The sequence below is a fragment of the Flavobacterium cerinum genome (genome assembly GCF_004028155.1).
Classification (GTDB): domain Bacteria; phylum Bacteroidota; class Bacteroidia; order Flavobacteriales; family Flavobacteriaceae; genus Flavobacterium; species Flavobacterium cerinum.
On record NZ_SBII01000003.1, the window covers coordinates 19,382 to 43,009 of the forward strand.

Genomic DNA, 23,628 nt, shown 5'->3' on the forward strand with positions numbered 1-23,628 from the left:
CTTGTATGATTCTGTTTTTTTAAGATTCAACTTTGTCCTGAAATTTTAAACCCCTACAAACAAAATCACCCTTTATGAAAAAAAATTATTTATTAACCTATTTTAAAAAGATCATTCTATTGCTCTTTTTATGCCTGTCAGGTTTCCACGGACTTGCAGAGCCCTTTAGTAATACCTTTGAGAATAAAATAGAGAACAAAGCAGGATTTACCGATAATGACCCGCACTTCAACAATACCTCTCCAGGTTTATTGTCCTTGAATTATTTTGACCTTTCTATAAGTGCTCCTCCTGTAATTTATGTTTCAACGACCAACTTAGGCCAAATTGTGCGCTGCTCAGGCAGCCCGTCACCTTTAAAAAGTTTTATAGTATCCGGAAATAATTTAGAAGAAGCTATATTAATAACGGCCCCAATTGGATATGAAATATCTACTCAACCTTCAGGTACTTATTCAAATAGTCATTATCTTTTCGGCAGTTCTTTTATAACTTTTTATGTTCGGTTAGCCGAAACAGCCACCGGTACACCTTCAGGTAATATTACCTTTACTAGTGCAAATGCCATTGCAAAAAATATTGCAATCACCGGGATAGTGAATACTTCACCTGTGGCTATAGCAACACCAGCTTCACAAACAATTTGTTCTGGTACTACTACAAATATAGACCTGACATCAAACCCAGGAACAACATTTTCATGGACAGCAACAACAGCAACCGGTACAGTAAATGGTACTTCAGCAGGTACTGGAAACACCATTGAACAAATATTAACAGGTGATGGTACTACTAATTATACAATTACACCAACATTAAACGGATGTATAGGATCTCCTATTACCGTAGAGATAACGGTAGTACAGAAACCTGAGATGAACATAGTCCCTACAGCAACAACATGTAGTGGAGGAACTTCAAGTCTATTTCTAGGTTCTTTTTCTCCTGGCTGTACATATACATGGACAGCTTCCGCTGTGGGAGTTACCGGTTTTTCTGATGGTGCAGGCCCTATAATAACACAAACATTAGTAGGACAAGGTGTGGTTACATACATAGTAACTCCAACGTTAAATGGTTGCATCGGTACTCCGGCTACTATAGAGTTAACTGTAAATGCACCTGCATTTACTACTCAACCCTCAAACACAGCGATTTGTGCAGGTAACAATACTGTATTTAGTGTTGCAACCAAAGGTGGAGTTCAAACCTACCAATGGCAGGTAGATAAAGATGGCCAAGGATTTACCAATCTTACTGATGGTACTTCATACTTTGGTGTTCACTCAGCTGCCCTTACCATCATAGGAGCAACAGTTAGTATGAGTAATTATAAATATAGAGTAAATACTTCGTTTCCTTGTGTTACGAGTTTACCATCTAACAGTGCCATACTTACCGTTAATCAACCTCCTGTTATTACTCCATTACCAGCAAATACTTATGCATGCCAAGGTGTGACTAAAACGCTTACCGGAATAGTAGCAGGTGGAATTGCTTACCAATGGCAATACAGTACCAATGGTGGAGTTTCATTCCTTAATGCAGTTACTAGTGCTACCCATTCGGGTGGAAGTACCACTACTCTTACTATTTCAGGAGTAACTACAGCAATGAACAACTACCAGTACAGACTACTTGCTTTAGGAAACTGTCCTCCTTTTTCAACATCAAATGCAACAACACTTTCTGTATCAAACATTACAGTTTCATCTGCACAGACTCCTGTTTCTTGCAATGGTGGATCAAATGGGGTTGCCGCTGTAGGAAATGTAACCGGAGGTACTGCTCCCTATAGTTACTTATGGTCTGATGGGACTACAACAGCCTCTATAGTGGGTAATCTAAAACAAGGTAATCATACTTGTACTATTACAGATGCCAATGGGTGCAGTCTTATTAAAAGTTTTACGATAATTGAACCTCCTTTATTAGTTCTTACTCAGGGAACAATAAACCATGTATCATGTAATGGAGGTTCTAATGGAACCGCAAGCGTAGTTGTAACTGGAGGAACCGGTTCTTATACGTATGACTGGAATGGTACGCCTACTGGTGATGGTACTGCTTCAATTTCAGGATTAGCAGCAGGTACCTATACCGTAACTATAAGAGATGCTAATTCATGTCAAAAAACACTAGATTTTGTTATAACACAACCCAATTCCATAACAATCAATCCGATACAAGTCAATATTTCTTGTAACGGAGAATCCGATGGATCGGCTACAGCAATTGCCATAGGAGGAACCGGAACCCTAACTTACACTTGGTCACCTACGGGAGGTTCTAATGCTACAGCTACAGGACTTGGTTTAGGGACTTATACCTGTACAGTAACCGATGCTAATACATGTTCTGTTTCACAATCTTTCACCATCATTGAACCGGATATTTTAACAGCTACCAATACATTTACAAATGTATTGTGTAATGGTGGATCAAACGGATCGGCTACAGCAACTGCTGCTGGTGGAACAACTCCTTACACCTACTCATGGTCGAATGGTATGACTGAGGCAACAGCTTCTGGACTTATCGCAGGAACGTATACCGTGACCGTAACAGATGCGAACGCATGTACAACTACAGCAACAGCTGTTATTGCTCAGCCTGCAACTCTTCTTTCGGCTACAATAACGAAAGTAGATGTAGCTTGCAATGACGGATCGAACGGATCGGCAACTGTAACTGCTGCTGGCGGTACAAGTCCTTACACCTACTCATGGTCTAATGGTATGGCTGAGGCAACAGCTTCTGGACTTATTGCAGGAACGTATACCGTAACCGTAACAGATGCGAACGCATGTACAACAACGGCAACGACTGTTATTCCTCAGCCTGCAACTCCTCTTTCGGCTACAATAACGAAAGTAGATGTAGCTTGCAATGACGGATCGAACGGATCGGCAACTGTAACTGCTGCTGGCGGTACAAGTCCTTACACCTACTCATGGTCTAATGGTATGACTGAGGCAACAGCTTCTGGACTTATCGCAGATACATATACCGTAACTATAACGGATGCTAAAGGATGTACAGCTACAGCAACAGCTGTTATTGCTCAGCCTGCAACTCTTCTTTCGGCTACAATAACGAAAGTAGATGTAGCTTGTAATGGAGGATCGAACGGATCGGCTACAGCAACTGCTGCTGGTGGAACAGCTCCTTACACCTACTCATGGTCGAATGGTATGGCTGAGGCAACAGCTTCTGGACTTATCGCAGATACATATACCGTAACTATAACAGATGCTAAAAGATGTACAACTATAGCAACGGTTGTTATTGCTCAGCCTGCAACTCCTCTTTCGGCTACAATAACGAAAGTAGATGCAGCTTGTAATGGTGGAACTAATGGATCGGCTACAGCAACTGCTGCTGGTGGAACAGCTCCTTACACCTACTCATGGTCGAATGGTATGGCTGAGGCAACAGCTTCTGGACTAATCGCAGATACATATACCGTAACTATAACGGATGCTAAAGGATGTACAACTACAGCAACGGTTGTTATTGCTCAGCCTGCAACTCCTCTTTCGGCTACAACTACAAAAGTAGATGCAGCTTGTAATGGAGGATCGAACGGATCGGCTACAGCAACTGCTGTAGGCGGTACAAGCCCTTATAACTACTCATGGTCTAATGGTATGGCTGTGGCAACAGCTTCTGGACTTATCGCAGATACATATACCGTAACTATAACAGATGCTAAAGGATGTACAACTACAGCAACAGCTGTTATTGCTCAGCCTGCTACTCCTCTTTCGGCTACAATAACGAAAGTAGATGTAGCTTGTAATGGAGGATCGAACGGATCGGCTACAGCAACTGCTGCTGGTGGAACAGCTCCTTACACCTACTCATGGTCGAATGGTATGGCTGAGGCAACAGCTTCTGGACTTATCGCAGATACATATACCGTAACTATAACAGATGCTAAAGGATGTACAACTATAGCAACGGTTGTTATTGCTCAACCTGCAACTCCTCTTTCGGCTACAACTACAAAAGTAGATGCAGCTTGCAATGACGGATCGAACGGATCGGCAACTGTAACAGCTGCTGGCGGTACAAGTCCTTATAACTACTCTTGGTCGAATGGTATGGCTGGGTCAACAGCTTCTGAACTTATCGCAGATACATATACCGTAACTATAACAGATGCTAAAGGATGTACAACTATAGCAACGGTTGTTATTGCTCAGCCTGCAACTCCTCTTTCGGCTACAACAACAAAAGTAGATGCAGCTTGTAATGGTGGAACTAATGGTTCGACAACTGTAACTGCTGTAGGCGGTACAAGTCCTTATACCTACTCATGGTCTAATGGTATGACTGAGGCAACAGCTTCTGGACTTATCGCAGATACATATACCGTAACTATAACAGATGCCAAAGGATGTACAACTACCGCAACAGTTGTTATTGCTCAGCCTGCTACTGCATTATCTGCTACAACAACAAAAGTAGATGCAGCTTGTAATGGTGGAACTAATGGTTCGACAACTGTAACTGCTGTAGGCGGTACAAGTCCTTATACCTACTCATGGTCTAATGGTATGACTGAGGCAACAGCTTCTGGACTTATCGCAGATACATATACCGTAACTATAACAGATGCCAAAGGATGTACAACTACAGCAACAGTTGTTATTGCTCAGCCTGCAACTCCTCTTTCGGCTACAACAACAAAAGTAGATGTAGCTTGTAATGGTGGATTGAATGGTTCGGCTACAGCAACTGCTGTTGGTGGAACAGCTCCTTACACCTATCTATGGTCGAATGGTATGGCTGAGGCAACAGCTTCTGGACTTATCGCAGATACATATACCGTAACTATAACAGATGCTAAAGGATGTATAACTACCACAACAGCTGTTATTGCTCAGCCTGCTACTGCATTATCTGCTACAACAACAAATGTAGATGTATCTTGTAATGGTGGAACCAATGGTTCGGCAACTGTAACTGCTGTAGGCGGTACAGCTCCTTACACCTACTCATGGTCGAATGGTATGACTGAGGCAACAGCTTCTGGACTAATCGCAGATACATATACCGTAACTATAACGGATGCTAAAGGATGTAGCTTTACAGATAATATTACTATTATCGAGCCTCTTGCTATCATAATTACTACTAACCCGGAAAATATTAGTATTGAAACTAATGGAAATGCTACATATACCATCAACTCTACTAATACTGATACTTTCCAATGGCAGATTACTACTAATGGAACAGATTGGACTGATGTTGTAGATGGTGGAACTGAACCAACTTACTCAGGCACTACTACAAATACCTTAAATATTACAGACATACCGGTAGCTTTTGATAATTATCAGTATAGAGTTCTTTTAACCAATGGTATTAATTGTGTAACTCTATCTACTTTTGCCTTATTATCCGTTAACAACGATATCGAAGCTGTAAACGATGATTTTAGTGCAGTTGTTATTAATGAAGGTACAACCGGAGTTGCTGGTGATGTTACTGCAAATGACTTATTAAATAACGTTGCAGTGAATGATACTGATTTTATTATAAGTGTAGTGAATGACGGAGGCTTAACAGGTGTTACCATTGATGTAACAGGTAATCTTACTGTACCTGCAACAGCAACTTTAGGAACATATACAGTAACTTACTTGATATGTGAAGTTGCAGATGCTACTAACTGTAGTTCTGCAGAAGCAATTGTAGTCGTTTCTCCAGTCTCTGGTACTATTGATTTTAGTGATATTAAAATGACTGTTTATCCTAACCCCGCTTCTACTGAAGTCTTTGTTAAGATAACTGATTTTTCTATCTATAATAATCTTCAAGCTTCACTTTATGATCTTAATGGAAGGGTAGTAAAACAAAATAGTGTTAATTCCGAAACATTCAGTATTGATGTTATGCAACTGGAATCAGCAGTGTATATTTTAAGTATTACTTCTGATAAGGGTAAAACAACTAAACGAATTGTGGTAGATAAACAACAATAACCAATTCCTGTTTTTTTTTAAAAGCATCTCTCTATAGAGGGATGCTTTTTTTTATAACAAGAAGTATAGTGTTCAGTCGCATCTGTCAAATTAAAAAAAGTCAAATAAGAGATTGTATAATGACATAATCGATTTTCTGGTGTCGGGACAATTTTTGTTTAATCCGTTTAAAGATTAATAGGTAAACTATTTGGCAGACATAATTTTACGTAGGTTTAAAACAGGTAAAACTACCTATCGCTAATTCACAAACTAAATGTAATTTAGCGCTAATTTAAATCTATTCTTTCCTAACACCACTCCTCCATACGAGATGAAAAAATATTGCATCCTAATCTTACTTATAGTTTCTTGCTCTTAGTAAGCTACTCTGTATAAGTCGTCAATTTCTATCTCTCCCATTGCTTATATGGGTAAATTGTAATAAAATGTTTTCTAATAGCATACGTGAATACCTTACTTCAAAATCGCTTAATCTTTCAGACATGAAAAAAAATCTACTATTAGCAGCTCTATTTTGTTTGCTTTCTTTTACTACTAATCGTGCTTTCGCGCAGCTAACCCAAGGCGATTTTGCTATTGTAGGCTTCAACGGGAATGCAGCAACGGTAAATCTGGCTATTGTAGCCTTAAAAGTAATCCCTTCTGGAACCGAGCTTAAAATTACCGACCGCGGCTGGGACCAATCTGCATTGGTCACAAATGGTTCCGATGGGCTAATTACCTGGACAACCACAAGTTCTATTCCGGCAGGAACGATATTTAATATTGCAATCACCGGCGGTGCAGTACCAACGGCTACAGGACTTGAAGCTTATGGAACAGTCACAGTAACGGGTTGGACCACAGGAACCGTGGTAGCAGGTGGCGGTGATAACTGGTTTCTCTATTCCGGTGATGATGCTACTCCGAGCTTTATCTATGGATTTGCAAACTGGTCTACTGCACTTCCAGGTACCAATGTCCCTGATCCTACTACAGGATGGCAATCCGCTGGAACAGTTTCGGCAGCAGTTTCTTACCTTCCAACTATACTTGCAGCGGGAAATTTTTATGTTACATTAACTATTGCAGGTACTCCGCCAACAGGTTATCATGGAGATTACAATAATTATTCCGGTACATTTACCGGAACAAAAGCATCCATTCTGACTGCGATTAATATAAAATCGAATTGGACAACGACAGAATTACTTGCCAATAAGAAATCCCTTGCTCCTGGTGGAGCAGCATTTCCGGGTGTTAACCCCATTTTTCAACTTGGAACAAATGTTAGCAATGTAACTTCTACTACGGCTAACGGAACGTATAAAACCGGAGATGTTATTGTTGTTAACGTAACTTTTTCCACTATTGTAAACGTAACCGGAACACCTCTATTAAGCCTTAACACAGGCGCTAATGCTTCTTATAGCGGTGGAACCGGAACAAACACCCTTACTTTTGACTATACTGTTGCCAGCGGACAAAGTTCCGCTGATCTTGATTATACATCTACCACCGCTCTTGCCCTCAATGGAGGAACAATTAAAGATGCAGCAAGTACTGATGCAACACTTACACTGGCTACTCCAGGAGCCGCAAACTCCCTTGGTAATAATAAAGCAATTGTTATAGACACCATTGCTCCTACTGTGACTTCTGTAAATTCAACTACTCCAAATGGGACTTATAAAGCAGGAGACCTCATTAACATCAATATCAATTTCTCTGAAGCCGTTACCGTTACAGGAACTCCTCGAATTGCATTGAACTCGGGTGTAGCTGTTAATTATGTCAATGGTTCAGGAACATCAACCCTCAACTTTAACTATACAGTAGGTACAGGACAAAACAGTGCTGATCTGGATTACTTCACCATTACAGGCCCAATTGACTTAAGCGGTGCGGCAATCAAAGATGCTGCCGGAAACTCAGCAACCTTGATACTGCCTGCCCCAGGAGCTCCAAATTCTTTGGGCGGCAACAAAAATATCATCATAGACACTGCTTCTCCAGAGGTAAGCTCAGTTAACTCTACCCTACCAAACGGAACATATAAAATAGGTGACCTTTTACCTATAACGGTCAACTTCTCTGAAACAGTAACCGTAACAGGAACACCAACACTGAGTTTGAATTCAGGAGGAACTGCCAGCTATGTAAGTGGCTCAGGAACAACAGCACTTATCTTTAATTATACAGTAGGACTTAATCAGGCTGTTGCTGATCTGGATCAGGCCAGTACCACTGCACTTGTTTTGGCAGGCGGAACGATTAAAGATGTTGTCGGAAACAATGCCACCCTAACCCTTGCGGCTCCAGGAACTGCAAACTCTTTAGCTGCAAACAAAGATATTGCTATCAACACAACAACACCAACTATAGTCAGTATCACGAGAGTGAGCAATGCCAATATCAATCTGACTACAGCTCAGTTTTTAGTCACGTTCTCCGAAAATGTGACTGGTGTCAATACCTCTGATTTCAGCATTACTTCTTCAGGAATTACTGGTTCTACGGTTACTTTTGTCTCAGGAAGCACTACTACCAGAACGGTTACGGTAAACACTGGAACAGGATCCGGAACCTTAAGACTCGACCTTAAAAATTCAGGAACAGGAATCATCAATACCATTGGTAATGAGATCCAGGGAGGTTATACTGCAGGAGAGGTTTATAACATCGACAAAAGCGCTCCTACTTTAACTACAGTAACCATTGCTTCAAATAATGCCAATACCGCAAAAGCCAAGCCCGGAGATTTGGTTACCCTGAGCTTTACCACTGCTGAAACCATTGGTACACCAGTAGTAAACATTTTTGGAAATACTGCTACTGTTACCAATACTAGTGCAAATAACTGGACAGCAACCTATACCACACAATCAGCAGATGCCAATGGTGTCATTCCTTTTAACATCGCCTTTACAGATGTTGCCGGAAATGTTGGAACTGCGGTAACTGCAACGACCAATGCCGGCAGCGTGACGTACGACAAGACGGTACCAACCTTAACTACGGTAGCCATTGTCTCCAATAACGCCTCGAATCAGACTGCTAAAACAGGAAATACCATTGCTATAGCGTTTACTGCTTCTGAAGTGATAAACCTTCCTGTAGTGACCATTGCCGGAAACACGGTTGTTCCATCACCTGCAGGAGGAAACAGTTACATAGCTACTTATATCCTTACAGGAACAGAACCAGAAGGAACCGTTGCCTTCAATATTGCCTTTACAGACCTGACAGGAAATACAGGAACAGCTGTAACTGCAACCACTAACAGCAGCAGCGTATTTTACTATAAAACCATTCCAACACTTTCTGCCGTAGCCATTGCTTCAAATAACCTGACCATAAGCAAAGCAAAAGCAGGGGATCTTATCACCCTGAATTTTACGGCTTCAGTAACCATAACCACACCAACGGTGACCATTGGTGGAGCTGCGGTAACCCCAACTAATACAGGAGGAAACAACTGGACGGCAACTCAAACCGTTTCAGGACTGACTCCTGAAGGAGTTCTGGCTTTTAACATTGCTTTTTCAGATGTGCCAGGAAATGCAGGAGTTCCGGTAACCACAACCACCAACAGCAGCTCAGTAACTGTAGACAGAACGGCTCCGGCTGCGCCTACAGGACTGGCAGCCACTCCGGGAAATTCACAGAACATCATTACCTGGAATGCAAGCCCGGCTTCGGACCTGGACAAATACATCCTTTATGGAGGAACAACCATCAACCCGACTACAGTGATCCAAAGCATACCGGCTGGAACTTTAACCTATACCCATACAGGACTGACCAATGGTATCGGTTATTTCTATCGCATTTCGGCTGCAGATTTAACCGGAAATGAAGGTGCCAAATCAGGAAATATTGTTTCTGCACCTAAAGGAGCTCAAACCATTACCTTCAATCCGCTTGCGGCTTCGGTTTATGGCGCAGCTCCAATTACCCTGACTGCAACCAGCAGTTCAGCATTAACCGTAACTTACAGCTCCAGCAATACAGCTGTAGCCACAGTATTGGGAAGCACCGTAACCATACTATCGGCAGGAACAACAACCATTACCGCCTCACAGACAGGAAGCGGCAGCTATCTTGCAGCTACTCCTGTAACTCAAGACTTAGTGGTGAATAAAAAGGACATCGCAGTTACCGCCATTGCTGAAAACAAAATATATGGCGCAGCTGATCCAGTATTGACTTATACTTTCAGTCCGGCACTGATCGGAATAGATACCTTTACAGGTGCTCTGAATCGTGCAGCGGGTGAAAACATTGGTAATTATGCTATTGGTCAAGGAACATTGGCTTTAAACAATAATTACAATATTACCTTTACCTCTGCCGACCTGAACATTACTGCTAAACAGGTAACTGTAACAGCTGCTGCGAAAACCAAAATATTTACTGCTCCGGATCCGGCACTTAGTTATACTTTCAGCCCGGCATTAATCGGAACGGATTTATTTACCGGAAACTTAAACAGAGCTCCGGGTGAAAATGTGGGTACTTATGCCATTGGACAGGGTAACCTGAGCCTGGGTACAAACTATCAGATCACTTATATACCGGCTAACCTGATCATTACTTCACAGGCCATCACCGTAACTGCAACTGCTAAAACTAAAGTGTACGGTCAAGTTGACCCGGCTTTAACGTATACTTTCAGCCCGGCACTTAACGGAACAGATATCTTTACAGGAAGTTTAACCAGAGTTACAGGTGAAAACATTGGAAATTATACTATAACACAGGGATCGCTTGCATTAAGCAACAATTATACTCTGAACTATACAACTGCTGATTTGAGCATTACGAAGAAAACATTAAACGTAACTGCAACGGTCGGCAATAAGGAATATGGCACAACAGATCCGGTATTAGCTTATACTTTTAGTCCGGTATTGATCGGAACAGATACCTTTACAGGAAGTCTTGACAGAGCAACTGGTGAAAATATTGGAAATTACGCCATCGGACAAGGGACATTGGCTTTAAGCAACAATTACACCCTTGCGTTTACTGGTGCTAATTTCAATATTACAAAGAAAACAGTGAACGTAACTGTAGTCGCAAAAACCAAAGTGTATGGTACTGCTGATCCTGCATTCACTTATACTTTCAGTCCGGCACTGATCGGAACAGATTTATTTACCGGAAGTCTAACCAGAGTTGCAGGTGAAAACATTGGTAATTACGCCATCACACAGGGTACACTCGTTTTAAACAGCAATTATACCCTTGCGTTTACTTCAGCCGACCTGAACATTACTGCTAAACCGGTAACTGTAACAGCTACTGCGAAAACCAAAATCTTTACTGCTGCTGATCCGGCATTCACTTATACTTTCAACCCGGCATTAATCGGAACGGATTTATTTACCGGAAGCTTAAACAGAGCTCCGGGTGAAGATGTAGGTACTTATGCCATTGGACAGGGTAACCTGAGCCTGGGTACAAACTACCAGATCACTTATATACCGGCTAACCTAACTATTACTTCGCAAGCCATTACCGTAACTGCAACTGCTAAAACTAAAGTGTACGGCCAAGTTGATCCGGCTTTAACTTATACTTTCAGTCCGGCACTTAACGGAACAGATATCTTTACAGGAAGTTTAACCAGAGTTGCAGGTGAAAACATTGGAAACTATGCCATCACTCAGGGTACCCTTGCTTTAAGCAACAATTATACTCTGAACTATACAACTGCTGATTTGAGCATTACGAAGAAAACAGTAAACATAACTGCAACGGCCGGCAATAAGGAATATGGCACAACAGATCCGGTATTAGCTTATACTTTTAGTCCGGTATTGATCGGAACAGATACCTTTACAGGAAGTCTTGACAGAGCAACTGGTGAAAATATTGGAAATTATGCCATCGGACAAGGAACATTGGCTTTAAGCAACAATTACACCCTTGCCTTTACTGCTGCTAATTTCAGCATTACAAAGAAAACAGTGAACGTAACTGTAGTAGCTAAAACCAAAGTGTACGGTGCAGCTGACCCAGTATTCACTTATACTTTCAGTCCGGCACTGATCGGAACAGATCTATTTACCGGAAGTCTAACCAGAGTTACAGGTGAAAACATTGGTAATTACGCCATTACACAGGGTACACTGGCTTTAAACAGCAATTATACCCTTGCCTTTACTTCAGCCGACCTGAACATTACTGCTAAACCGGTAACTGTAACAGCTGCTGCGAAAACCAAAATATTTACTGCTCCGGATCCGGTACTTAGTTATACTTTCAGCCCGGCATTAATCGGAACGGATTTATTTACCGGAAACTTAAACAGAGCTCCGGGTGAAAATGTGGGTACTTATGCCATCGGACAGGGTAACCTGAGCCTGGGTACAAACTATCAGATCACTTATATACCGGCTAACCTAACTATTACTTCGCAAACCATTACCGTAACTGCAACTACTAAAACTAAAGTGTACGGCCAAGTTGATCCGGCTTTAACGTATACTTTCAGCCCGGCACTAAATGGAACAGATACCTTTACAGGAAATCTAACCAGAACTGCAGGTGAAAACATTGGAAACTATGCCATCACCCAAGGAACATTGGCTTTAAGCAACAATTATACCCTGAACTATACAACTGCTGATTTGAGCATTACTAAGAAAACAGTAAACATAACTGCAACAGCTGGTAATAAGGAATATGGTACAACCGATCCGGCATTTGCTTATACTTTTAGTCCTGCACTAATTGGAACAGATGTCTTTACAGGAAGTCTGGACAGGGCTACTGGTGAAAACATTGGAATTTATGCCATCGGACAAGGAACATTGGCTTTAAGTAACAATTACACCCTTGCCTTTACTACTGCTAATTTCAGCATTACAAAGAAAACAGTGAACGTAACTGTAGTAGCTAAAACCAAAATGTATGGCGAAACTGACCCCGCATTCACTTATACTTTCAGCCCAGTACTGATCGGAACAGATACCTTTACAGGAAGCTTAAACAGAGCTCCTGGTGAAAACATTGGCTACTACGCCATCACACAGGGAACATTGGCTTTAAACAGCAATTACACTCTTGCTTTTACTTCTGCTGATCTGAACATTACCACCAAAGCACTGACAGTTAATGCGGTAATTAAAACAAAAGTATATGGAACAGTAGATCCTGCATTGACCTATACTGTAAGTCCTGCACTGATTGGTACAGATACCTTTACAGGAAACCTGGACCGTGCGCCTGGTGAAAATATCGGCAGCTATGCCATCACCCAGGGAACGGTAACTGCTGGACCTAATTATGTGATTACTTACAACCCGGCAAATCTGAACATTACTGCCAAAACACTCACAGTTACTGCGGTAGCAAAAACTAAAACTTATGGCGATGTTGATCCGGCACTGACGTATACTTTCAGCCCGGCATTAATTGGTACAGATGCTTTTACAGGAAGTTTAACCAGAACTCCAGGTGAAAACATTGGAAACTATGCCATCACTCAAGGAACAGTAACCGCTGGCCCGAATTATCAAATCACTTATACCCCTGCTAACTTAAGCATTGGTACAAAAACCATCAGTGTAACCGCCACCGCCGTTACTAAAACCTATGGAACTGCTGATCCGGCATTAACCTACACGTTTATTCCAGCACTCATCGGAACGGATACCTTTACCGGAAGCCTGAGCAGGGTTCCAGGTGAAAATATTGGAACTTATGCAATTAATAAAGGTACACTTGCTTTAAGCGGAAATTATACTTTGAATTATACAAGTGCCAATTTAACTATTGGTAAGAAAACCGTAACGGTAAATGCAACAACACAAACAAAAGTGTATGGTACTACTGACCCTGCATTGACGTATACTTTCGCTCCTGCATTAATAACAGGTGATAGTTTCAGTGGAAGCTTAAACAGAGTAGCTGGTGAAAACGTGGGAACATATTCAATCAATCAAGGTACACTTACTTTAAGCGGAAATTATATATTGAATTATACAAGTGCCGATTTAACCATTGGTAACAAAACGATAATAGTAACTGCTGACGCTAAAACTAAAATATTTACAGCTGCTGATCCCGCTTTCACTTATACGTTTAACCCGGCGCTGATTGGAACAGATGCTTTTACAGGAAACCTGAACCGTGCTGCAGGCGAAGCTGTTGGTACTTATGCCATAGGACAGGGTAACCTGAGCCTGGGTACAAACTATCAGATTACCTATGTACCAGCTAACCTGACCATTACTTCGCAAACCATTACTGTAACAGCAACCGCTACAACTAAAGTGTATGGTGATACTGATCCGGCATTGACTTATACTTTCAGCCCGGCACTAAACGGAACAGATACTTTTACAGGAAGTCTTGAAAGAGTAGCTGGTGAAAACGTGGGAACTTATTCAATTAATCAAGGTACACTTGCTTTAAGCGGAAATTATACGCTGGATTATACAAGTACCAATTTAACTATTACTAAGAAAACGGTAGTGGTAAATGCAACAGCGAAGAATAAAACTTATGGCGATGCTGATCCGGCATTGACTTATACTTTCGCTCCAACATTAGTAACAGGCGATAGTTTCAGTGGAAACCTAAGCAGAGTAGCTGGTGAAAACGTAGGAACGTATGCAATTAATCAAGGTACACTTACTTTAAGCGGAAATTATATATTGGATTATACAAGTGCCGATTTAACCATTGGTAACAAAACGGTAACGGTAACTGCAACATCACAAACAAAAGTGTATGGTACTACTGACCCAGAATTGACTTATACTTTCGCTCCAACCTTAGTAGGTGCAGATGCATTTACCGGAGTATTGACAAGAGCAGCAGGAGAAGACGTAGGTACTTATGCAATTGGTCAAGGAAGTTTAAGTGCAGGTGCTAACTACACTATTACCTATGTTGGTAATGATTTTACCATAACTAAGGCTGATCAAACAATTACATGGAATCAAACTTTAGAATCAGGTTGTGATGGAGAAACTACAATCGTATTAACAGCTACTTCTAGTAGTGGTTTGCCTGTGAATTATACTTCTTCTAATACTGATATTGCAACAGTATCAAATAGTTTATTAACTTTTAAAGATTATGGTTCAGCAACTATTACTGCTTCACAAGCTGGAAATAACAACTATAATGCAGCTACAGTAGTAGTATTACCTATAGTAAATAGTCAGCCTAATTTAATTAGAAAACAGTTTGAAGATGTTATTTTCTTTGATAATAGTTCTAAAAATTTTGAATCATATACTTGGTACAAAAATGGAGTTTTAGTTCCAAATCAAACTAATCAGTTTTATAAAGAAAATGGAGATTTAAATGGAACTTATCATGCAGTAGCCGTAAAACTAGACGGTACGTTGATTACTACTTGTCCATTAACTTTATCTCCAACAGCAGAAGAGGAATATATCAAACTTGTTCCAAATCCAGTTAAACCAAATGCGAATTATGAACTTCTCACGAATGTATCGTCTTCAAGGCTAGAGAATGCTCGTGTTGAAGTGTATAGTATAGGTGGAGTATTAATGGAGAATAAAACAACTAATCAAAGTACAGTAACTTTAGAAGCTCCAACTGTTGAAGGAATATATATTGTAAAGATGACTTTAACAAATGGAAAGTATTTTACTAAAAACATTCTAGTTAAAAATTAAATAATCAAGAGTATGAAGTCCTCATTTTTTATAAATGAGGATGGATTATTCTAATGAAAAATACAATTATGAAATTGAATATAAAAAACACAATTGGGATAACAGCTTTTTTAATTTCACAAACAATGGCTGCACAGTTTTATGTAGGTGTGCAATCAGGAATTGGAAATGTTAAAAGTGATATTAAAGGAACTTCCGCTGGTCATGAACTTGGAGGAGCGGTAAAAGCGGGTTATATTTATTCTTTAAGCAATCATATCGGAATTGGTACCGGGGTAGAATTTTCTCAGTACAAACAAGATGTTTTCTTAAATAATTCCTCAGCAACACTTAGCAATTTTGAAGTCGATCCTTCTACTTCTGCTTTTGTTTATAATGTTACAGCAAGTAATTATAAAGAAAGACAAACTTTGCATGCTATCCAAATTCCACTTTTCATACAGTACAAAACGAATATTAATAAAGGAATTGATTTTAGTTTTAGAGCAGGTGCGAAGTACTTTTTACCTGTAAACTATAAAATAAAAGCAACGGCAAGTAGTGTAAATGGTACAGCTTATTATCCGGATGTTAATTTAACTATTGATGATTTGCCAGAGTATGGTTTTGGCAGTCAGAACAATTATTCGGCATCTGGCGAATACCAAACTAAGGGTATTGTGATGAGTATGTTTGAGTTGGGTTTTACATTTGATATGGGTACAAAAAACGCATTGTATGCAGCAATGTTTCTTGAAAATGGCTATGGTTCTATTGTTGACCAGGATAAAGATGAGTCTTACATAGGATATAACCCAACATCTGCTTCAGATAGAAAAGCTAATGGATTGTACAGCACTGATAAAAATGCAAAAATACGGCCCGTTGCATTTGGGCTGACATTAGGATGGAATTTTAAATAATTGAAGTATTCTGCCTACCTCAATATCCATTCTTGAAAAGGCAAACCATTTTTTACCTGGTCTTTCAATGATGCTTCGACACTGAGGTTAAACTCATAATTAAATTGACTTAACAAGAGGAAGGCAGCCATAAATAGCTGCCTTTTCTTTTAATTATCAAAATTTATGTGCCTCTAATTCTCCGTCAAAGAAGTTAAAATTACATCAAAGAACACTATGATATTAAAGTACAGATGATAATTATCATTCATTTTTTTATAGACTCTTTTTAAATTTACTTTTATAATTTACTATATGGCTATACCTACAAACAAAATTGAATTGATAAGAGCTATTTCTGAGAACTACGGAAAATTGAAAAAACAATTATTGACTATACCTCCCGAAATGTTCCTTGAGAAATCATTGGACGGTCATGCACAGTTTACCAAAATGAGTATACATAATTTAGTATCCTATTTGCTTGGGTGGGGAAAAATCGTAATAAAATGGATTGAAACAAAGGAAAACATCAGTAACATTGAATTCCCTGAAACCGGTTTTAAATGGAATCAATTAGGTGATCTGGCTCAAAAATTCTATTCTGATTTTTCTGACAACACTTATGAAGACGTAATCAATCAACTTGATAATGTACATAAAAGAATAGTAAGCGAAATCGATAAAATGACCAATGAAGACCTTTATGAGAAAGAATGGTATGGAAAATGGACTATGGGTCGTATGATACAGTTCAATACTGCCTCGCCCTATGCTAACGCAAAAACAAGAATAAGTAAATGGCGTAAAACAAGAAATCAATAAATAAAGCAACTGCTATGAAGACGTTTCTGCATCAATAAATATTGCAAGCTGTATACACATGGAACATAATATTTATTACTCCATGCATGGCTAGTACCTCTCAACACTACAATATCCCTTGCCTTCAAAAGTGTCTCTCCCTGCTCTACTATAAGAAGTGTTTCTCCAGATAAGATTATAATATAATCGAGGGTATCAGTTTGATGTATTAATGGGTGTGACTGTCCAGAAGGTGTTTAAATCCCTAAATTTTTATCGGGTAGTATTTGCACATAACAAAAATAAGTTCCCTTTCTATTATTGATCTTTCATTTTTAATGCCAGTTATAATTTTTCTTGGAATGGTTCTAATTTTATTATCTTATTTGCATGATTAGTTTTCTACCTTGTGTTTTATTCGTTTTAAGTATATTATGTGCCTTTAAAGCAGTATCAACATCCAGTCCTCCTAAAACGTTAATTGACGGAGGTGTAATAGATGAATTATGCAACAGAGATGCTAAGTATGTGAGTCCGGCTTTATAGTAGACATAATTTTTATCGGCCACATAGGCATAATTTGATATGTTTATTATTATGGCTCCCTTATTAAATAATATTTCACGAGAGGATGGAGTAGATAATGCAGTAACATCGAGATAAGCACCATTTGTTTTTAAAACTCCTGCAGCTTTTTCGGCAATGGCTCCTCCAACTAAATCGACTACAATATCAAATTTTGAATTATTATTTAAAGTAATCGCTGCAACTCCCACATCCTGTAAAGTATAGTTGATAATCTGCTCGCTTTGTACTCCTATTTCCAGTAATGCCCCAATGCTTGTTTCATTTCCGGCAGTAACAATAAAATTACGATATCCCTTAGTAAGAAGAATTTTTATGAGCATAGCTCCTACTCCACCAGCTGCACCAGTAATAAATAAGGTTGATAAATGATCAATAGGTATCCGATCAAAACATTGCAATGCTGTAAGTCCTGCAGATGGTATTGCTGCTGCCTCCTCAAAAGAGATACTATCCGGCTTAACTGCAACAATTTCTTCAGGAACATTTATATATTCTGCGTAAGTACCGTTAGACCCCATACTACCAGAACCGCAAAAAACAGCATCTCCTATTTTAAAATTTATAACCTTATTACCAATAGTCGTAACGATACCTGAAAATTCTCTTCCTAAAATAGGAGAATGCAATAGTTTTCTTTCCAATTCATTTTCAATCATTTGATAATCTATAGGATTGAAACCCGAAGCCATAATTTTAACCTGAACTTCATTGTCTTTTGGCATTGGAATTAACACTTCTTCCAAATTTAAATCTCCCTTATTATTTAATACTATAGCTTTCATTTTATTAATTTAGACTACAAAATTATATCAACTATAGTTTATTTTTGCTATCAGTTAACTAAAGGTTACCAGTAACCACAAAGAAACCTGAATGGCAAAAATCAATGATAATGGTACATTACGGGAAGCCAATTGTTCTGAAGAACTTATGGCTATGCGTGATAGCCTTGAGGTGTTAGGCGGAAAATGGAAATTAATGATCTTGCGCTTCCTTACTAACAGGTCGCACCAGGTTATTTACTTTAAAAAAATGCAGCGGGAAATCGATGGGATTTCCGCCAAAATGCTTAGCAAAGAACTAAAAGATTTAGAAGCTAACCTTCTTATATTGCGGGAAATTCAGGATACTAGGCCCATAACTGTAGCTTATTCTATTACCGAGTATGGCAAATCTGTACTGCCGGTAACAGAAACATTAGTACAATGGGGGCTGAATCATCGCGAAAAAATTATTATATCGATGACAAAGTAATAAGATTCGATAAATGCTTATATCCACTCAGAAGATGCAATATAATCATCCGGAAAATAAGTAAGATATTGTACCATTCGCGGTGCTGTTCCATAATTAGGAGTAGCACAATGAGGCAATGAATGATGCCATATTATAAAATCACCGGCATCTCCAAGTATAGGTTTCACTTTTAATGTTTTGAGTGCTTCCTCTCGCGGATTGATATGCGGTTTTAAGTCATTAAGCCAGTTCTCAATCTTATTATGGAAACCCGGGACACAATGAAAAGCACCATCTTCAGGCCCACAATCGGTTAAATAGAGAAGTCCCTGCAAACCAAAAGGGATGGGGGTTTTTAAGCTTACATCCCAATGAAGATCACTGCCCAAAAATTTATAAGAATCTGTTTGCGGCGGATTGAAACTTACTTTATCTATTCTCTTATAAATTTTATTTGTTTTATAAAGCTGCTCGTAAGCTTTCTTTATTCGTGGTGAAAACCTATTTCGGTTTAATGTTTCATGATCAGAAAAATTAAGCATTAATCCTCTTAAATCATCATGGGTAGTATACCATGTTTCTCTATCATTCGGGTTCATTTTTAAATACTCCCAAATAGCAAGCTGTGTCTCTTCACAATCTTTTTTAGAAATTGCATCTTTAACAATAATATAACCGTTTTCATTCCAAAAGTTCAAATCTTCTTCAGATAGAACATTTTGAATAACGTCATTGTCAATCTGTACATCTTTTTTATTTTCATTTATCCAAATCTTAAAAGTATCAAAATCTGGTCTTTCAAAATATAAATATCGTAAAGTATCTTCCATACTGATACCTAACCTATATAAAGTTTCAATTTCATTATTCCATGTGTTTTGAGAAGAAGCATTAGCTAATGTTCTCTCCCATAATTTTTCCAAAGCAGTCCAAGGCATAGTATTCATATAAAATTTACTACTCAAATTTATGAAAAACCTATGTAATTTCTTTCATAAGCATTAAATATATTATATAGAAAAAGTAACAGTCTAATACCATAACATGGTTGTCAAATTAATAACATTTCTTAAAAAACGCCCTTATATCACTAACTTATTTAAAAGGCAAAATTTGTAACAAAAGTCACAATGTAGCATATTTTCACGAAGGCAGTGTAATTGTATAGATCTATCCTCCAGTTGAAGAAATTACCGGCAACCCGGAAAACCTTATATTATCTGGTGCTTCAGATACTGCTCAATTCTAGCGCCGGATGGATCTATATTAATAGACAAGAAGAATATAAAAAATGCAAGCAGGGCTATTCATAGAACAGCCCTGCTTTTATATAGTAGTATTAAAAACTATTTTGACACCATTATCTTCCCCTGTCCTGTTTCCTTTAACAGGAAGCTTATTGCAATAGCTATCGAAATTCCAACAATCCAAAACAAACCAGCATGCTGAAAATGTGCCGTCGTGTCCATTTCTATTCCTAAAGTTTTTCCAAACAAATGACTAAATATAGGACTCAATAATGTGGTAACCCCAAATGTGATAAAATTAATTGCTCCTGTAGCACTGCCTTTTACAAAATCAGGATTAGCTTCTTTAATTACAGAATAAGGGATCATAGCAGCGCCGGAAGCTACCCCTAAACAAAACATACTAATCTTAGCAGGAAACAAATCGGGCAGATAGATTAATTGCAGCAGGCTTAAGATCATGAATAAAGCTCCCGCCACTAAAACAGGTTTTCTCTTCCCAATTTTATCTGTTATATATCCCAGTATCGGACAGCCAAAAACCCATCCAAAAGCAACCATAGCGCTCGCAATTGCCGCAGAATGAAAATCGAACGTACGGTCTTTCTGAAAAAATGCAACCGACCATGTCATCGCAAAAATAGTAGTAGGTGCAAATAAAAGTCCCGAAATTAATCCACAAAACCAGGATTGAGGATTGCTGAAAACAATTTTATAAGGTGTTAACAACCCCTGCTTGTTATCTGTTCTCTCTGTCTTTTTCTCTTCTTTATTTAAAGGGGTAATAAACCAGAGCCCTACGGCTACAATAATGGTTACAATCCCTGTCCACAACCAAAAAGCATCAATGTTCATTCCGTTTTCAATCCAGGGAGCAACCACAAACTGCCCCGCCGATCCGCCCAGCATTCCAAAGCATTGGGTAAACCCTATGGCAGTTGCCAGTGATTTTGCTGAAAATCCTTTACTTGCTAAATATACACATCCCGGAAACGCAAAAGCACATCCTGCGCCCTGCAATAACCTCCCTGTAGTCCCTGCAAATTCAGTAGATATTAAAAATAATAAACAGCCTAAACCAAGGATAAATGCACCTGCAAACAAGGAATATTTAGCTCCAAACCTGTCTAATGCTATACCGGCAATTAAACTACACGTGGAATAGGTATAATAATAGGTTCCTATAATAGAAACCAGTCCAATTTGCGATACATTAAAATTTTCCGAAAGTTCCGGGATCATTACTGCCGGAGCAGATCGTATCACATAATCTAAAAAATAAAAGAGCAGTCCAAATACCCATGCAATAACATAGTATTTGGTGTATGATCTATTGGCATTTACATCCATTTGGGTATGTATTAAATTAAAAATTCAGTAATTATGGACAACTACTATAAACCTTCTTTTAAATGTTTGTAATTCGATTTTATAGTATCGAAAACCTCGTCCATTTTACCGCCAAGCATCAATTTCGTCATTGATTTTGCCATACCTTTTATCTGTGCCCATTCTACTTTTGGCGGCATTGCCAAAGCATTTGGGTTTGTAAACACATTAACTAAGATAGGTCCGTCATGAGCTAATGCCATGCCTATGGCTGCAGCGACTTCTTCAGGCTTATGAACATTAACACCCTTAAAACCCATTGCCTGAGCAACCAGTCCAAAATCAGGATTAACCATGTCGGTTTCATTATCCGGCAAACCATTAACTTCCATTTCAAGTTTTACCATTCCAAGGGCACGGTTATTAAACACAATGATCTTAATTGGTATTTTATATTGATTAATGGTTGCCAGGTCGCCCAGCAGCATCGATAATCCGCCATCGCCGCACATGGCAATAACTTGTCTTTTTGGATGTGCTAAAGCAGCCCCTATCGCCATAGGCATGGCATTAGCCATAGAGCCATGATTAAAAGATCCTAACATTTTACGTTCGCCTGTTCCTTTAATAAAACGGGCACCCCATACACAGGTCATTCCGGTATCTACTGTAAATATGGCATCCTTATCGGCCAGTTCATCTAAAACATAAGCCAGATATTCCGGCTGAATAGTGTCTTCTCCCCCATTATCAGTAATGTAGATTTTCATGTGCTCTTTTACCTTTTCGTAAAATTTTAACTGAGAAGACAAAAAGCTATCATCGGTTTTTTGCTGTAATAAAGGAAGCAAAGCATCTATGGTATGGGCAACATCTCCACATAAACCTAAATGAAGATTGGCTCTTCTGCCCAAACGTTCCGGGTTTGTATCTACTTGTATGATCTTGTTATCTGTAGGCATGAATTTATCATAAGGAAAATCTGTACCTAGCAGTATAACCAGATCTGAATCATGCATACTGTGATAGGCGGATGGCTGGCCCAGCAGACCTGTCATCCCTATCTCATTTGGATTATTAGGCTGAATGCTCATCTTTCCACGGAAAGAATAACCTACAGGGGCATTAATGTACTGAGATAATTTTACAACCTCATCATGGGCATTTTCCGCACCTATACCGCAAAACAATGTTATTTTACTGCTTTCATTTATTGCATTTGCTAATAAATTCAATTCTTTATCTGAGGGGCGAATGACCGGCTCACAATGAAAAAACTGTTGGGATATGTTGCTTTCTACAGCATCTAACTGAGAAACGTCTCCTGGTAAGCCAATAACGGCAACACCTTTTTTTCCTAATGCATGCTGTATCGCAGTTTGTATAATTCGGGGAGCCTGTTCGGCGGTCATGATCATTTGATTGTAGCAGCTGCAATCGTCAAAAAGCTTTATGGTATTGGTTTCCTGAAAGTAATCCATTCCCATTTCTGTAGTATTAATGGTAGAAGCAATGGCCAATAAAGGAACGTGTGAACGATGAGCATCATATAATCCATTAATTAAATGCACATGCCCCGGACCGCAGCTTCCGGCACATACCGCAAATCCGTCCAGCTCAGCCTCCGCGGCTGCGGCATAAGCCCCAACTTCTTCATGCCGTACATGAATCCATTTTATTTTTCCGCTCTTGCGTATTGCTTCATTAAAATGATTGAGGCTGTCTCCTGTTACTGCATAAACACGTTTTACGCCTGCTTCAATCAACATTTCTACTAACTGTTCAGCTACTATTTTACTCATGGATCTTACTTTTTCAATTACTATTATTCATAGTAAGCACGATCAAATAACCTTGATTACCATGATTTTCTATACTAATTTACCTAATATTTGAATTG

9 protein-coding genes are annotated in these 23,628 nt (G+C 39.1%); 5 read left to right on the top strand and 4 right to left on the bottom strand.

Features of this window, described 5'->3' with window-relative positions; genetic code table 11:
• The first annotated feature begins 74 nt into the window (after positions 1-74).
• The 4 genes from EPI11_RS05345 to EPI11_RS05365 all read left to right on the top strand — a co-directional run bounded on the left by EPI11_RS05345 (position 75) and on the right by EPI11_RS05365 (position 17,349).
• The gene (locus EPI11_RS05345; RefSeq protein WP_128388921.1) at positions 75-5,996 is read left to right on the top strand and encodes a T9SS type A sorting domain-containing protein; all 5,922 of its coding nucleotides are present in this window, start codon (positions 75-77) and stop codon (positions 5,994-5,996) included.
• A gap of 428 nt (positions 5,997-6,424) precedes the next feature.
• Positions 6,425-15,643 (top strand): MBG domain-containing protein, encoded by a 9,219-nt coding sequence (locus EPI11_RS05350; RefSeq protein WP_128388922.1) that lies wholly within the window; start codon positions 6,425-6,427, stop codon positions 15,641-15,643.
• Between the two features lie 68 nt (positions 15,644-15,711).
• A complete protein-coding gene (locus tag EPI11_RS05355) occupies positions 15,712-16,545 on the top strand; it encodes an outer membrane beta-barrel protein (RefSeq protein WP_164879117.1) in 834 nt (277 codons plus the stop codon).
• Between the two features lie 294 nt (positions 16,546-16,839).
• A complete protein-coding gene (locus tag EPI11_RS05365; RefSeq protein ID WP_128388924.1) occupies positions 16,840-17,349 on the top strand; it encodes a ClbS/DfsB family four-helix bundle protein in 510 nt (169 codons plus the stop codon).
• Between the two features lie 356 nt (positions 17,350-17,705).
• On the opposite strand, the gene EPI11_RS05375 is transcribed toward EPI11_RS05365, so the two are convergent.
• The gene (locus EPI11_RS05375; protein WP_128388925.1) at positions 17,706-18,698 is read right to left on the bottom strand and encodes an NADP-dependent oxidoreductase; all 993 of its coding nucleotides are present in this window, start codon (positions 18,696-18,698) and stop codon (positions 17,706-17,708) included.
• A gap of 91 nt (positions 18,699-18,789) precedes the next feature.
• On the opposite strand from EPI11_RS05375, the gene EPI11_RS05380 reads away from it, so the two are divergent.
• Positions 18,790-19,170 carry a winged helix-turn-helix transcriptional regulator gene (locus EPI11_RS05380; RefSeq protein ID WP_128388926.1) on the top strand — a complete coding sequence of 127 codons (381 nt, stop codon included), beginning with the start codon at positions 18,790-18,792 and terminating at the stop codon, positions 19,168-19,170.
• Positions 19,171-19,187: 17 nt separating this feature from the next.
• Here the strand turns inward: EPI11_RS05380 and EPI11_RS05385 are convergent, their stop codons facing one another.
• The 3 genes from EPI11_RS05385 to EPI11_RS05395 all read right to left on the bottom strand — a co-directional run bounded on the left by EPI11_RS05385 (position 19,188) and on the right by EPI11_RS05395 (position 23,530).
• Positions 19,188-20,099, bottom strand: a complete 912-nt coding sequence (locus tag EPI11_RS05385) for a phytanoyl-CoA dioxygenase family protein (RefSeq protein WP_241657584.1) — start codon at positions 20,097-20,099, stop codon at positions 19,188-19,190.
• A 399-nt stretch (positions 20,100-20,498) separates the two neighbouring features.
• A complete protein-coding gene (locus tag EPI11_RS05390; RefSeq protein ID WP_128388927.1) occupies positions 20,499-21,749 on the bottom strand; it encodes an MFS transporter in 1,251 nt (416 codons plus the stop codon).
• A gap of 44 nt (positions 21,750-21,793) precedes the next feature.
• Positions 21,794-23,530 carry a thiamine pyrophosphate-dependent enzyme gene (locus EPI11_RS05395; protein WP_128388928.1) on the bottom strand — a complete coding sequence of 579 codons (1,737 nt, stop codon included), beginning with the start codon at positions 23,528-23,530 and terminating at the stop codon, positions 21,794-21,796.
• Positions 23,531-23,628 lie beyond the last annotated feature (98 nt).

Excerpts from the sequence above, each read along its gene's own strand:
- EPI11_RS05345 (WP_128388921.1), top strand. The coding sequence starts at position 75 with ATGAAAAAAAATTATTTATTAACCTATTTTAAAAAGATCATTCTATTG.
- EPI11_RS05350 (WP_128388922.1), top strand. The coding sequence starts at position 6,425 with ATGTTTTCTAATAGCATACGTGAATACCTTACTTCAAAATCGCTTAAT.
- EPI11_RS05355 (WP_164879117.1), top strand. The coding sequence starts at position 15,712 with ATGAAATTGAATATAAAAAACACAATTGGGATAACAGCTTTTTTAATT.
- EPI11_RS05365 (WP_128388924.1), top strand. The coding sequence starts at position 16,840 with ATGGCTATACCTACAAACAAAATTGAATTGATAAGAGCTATTTCTGAG.
- EPI11_RS05375 (WP_128388925.1), bottom strand. The coding sequence starts at position 18,698 with ATGAAAGCTATAGTATTAAATAATAAGGGAGATTTAAATTTGGAAGAA.
- EPI11_RS05380 (WP_128388926.1), top strand. The coding sequence starts at position 18,790 with ATGGCAAAAATCAATGATAATGGTACATTACGGGAAGCCAATTGTTCT.
- EPI11_RS05385 (WP_241657584.1), bottom strand. The coding sequence starts at position 20,099 with ATGAATACTATGCCTTGGACTGCTTTGGAAAAATTATGGGAGAGAACA.
- EPI11_RS05390 (WP_128388927.1), bottom strand. The coding sequence starts at position 21,749 with ATGGATGTAAATGCCAATAGATCATACACCAAATACTATGTTATTGCA.
- EPI11_RS05395 (WP_128388928.1), bottom strand. The coding sequence starts at position 23,530 with ATGAGTAAAATAGTAGCTGAACAGTTAGTAGAAATGTTGATTGAAGCA.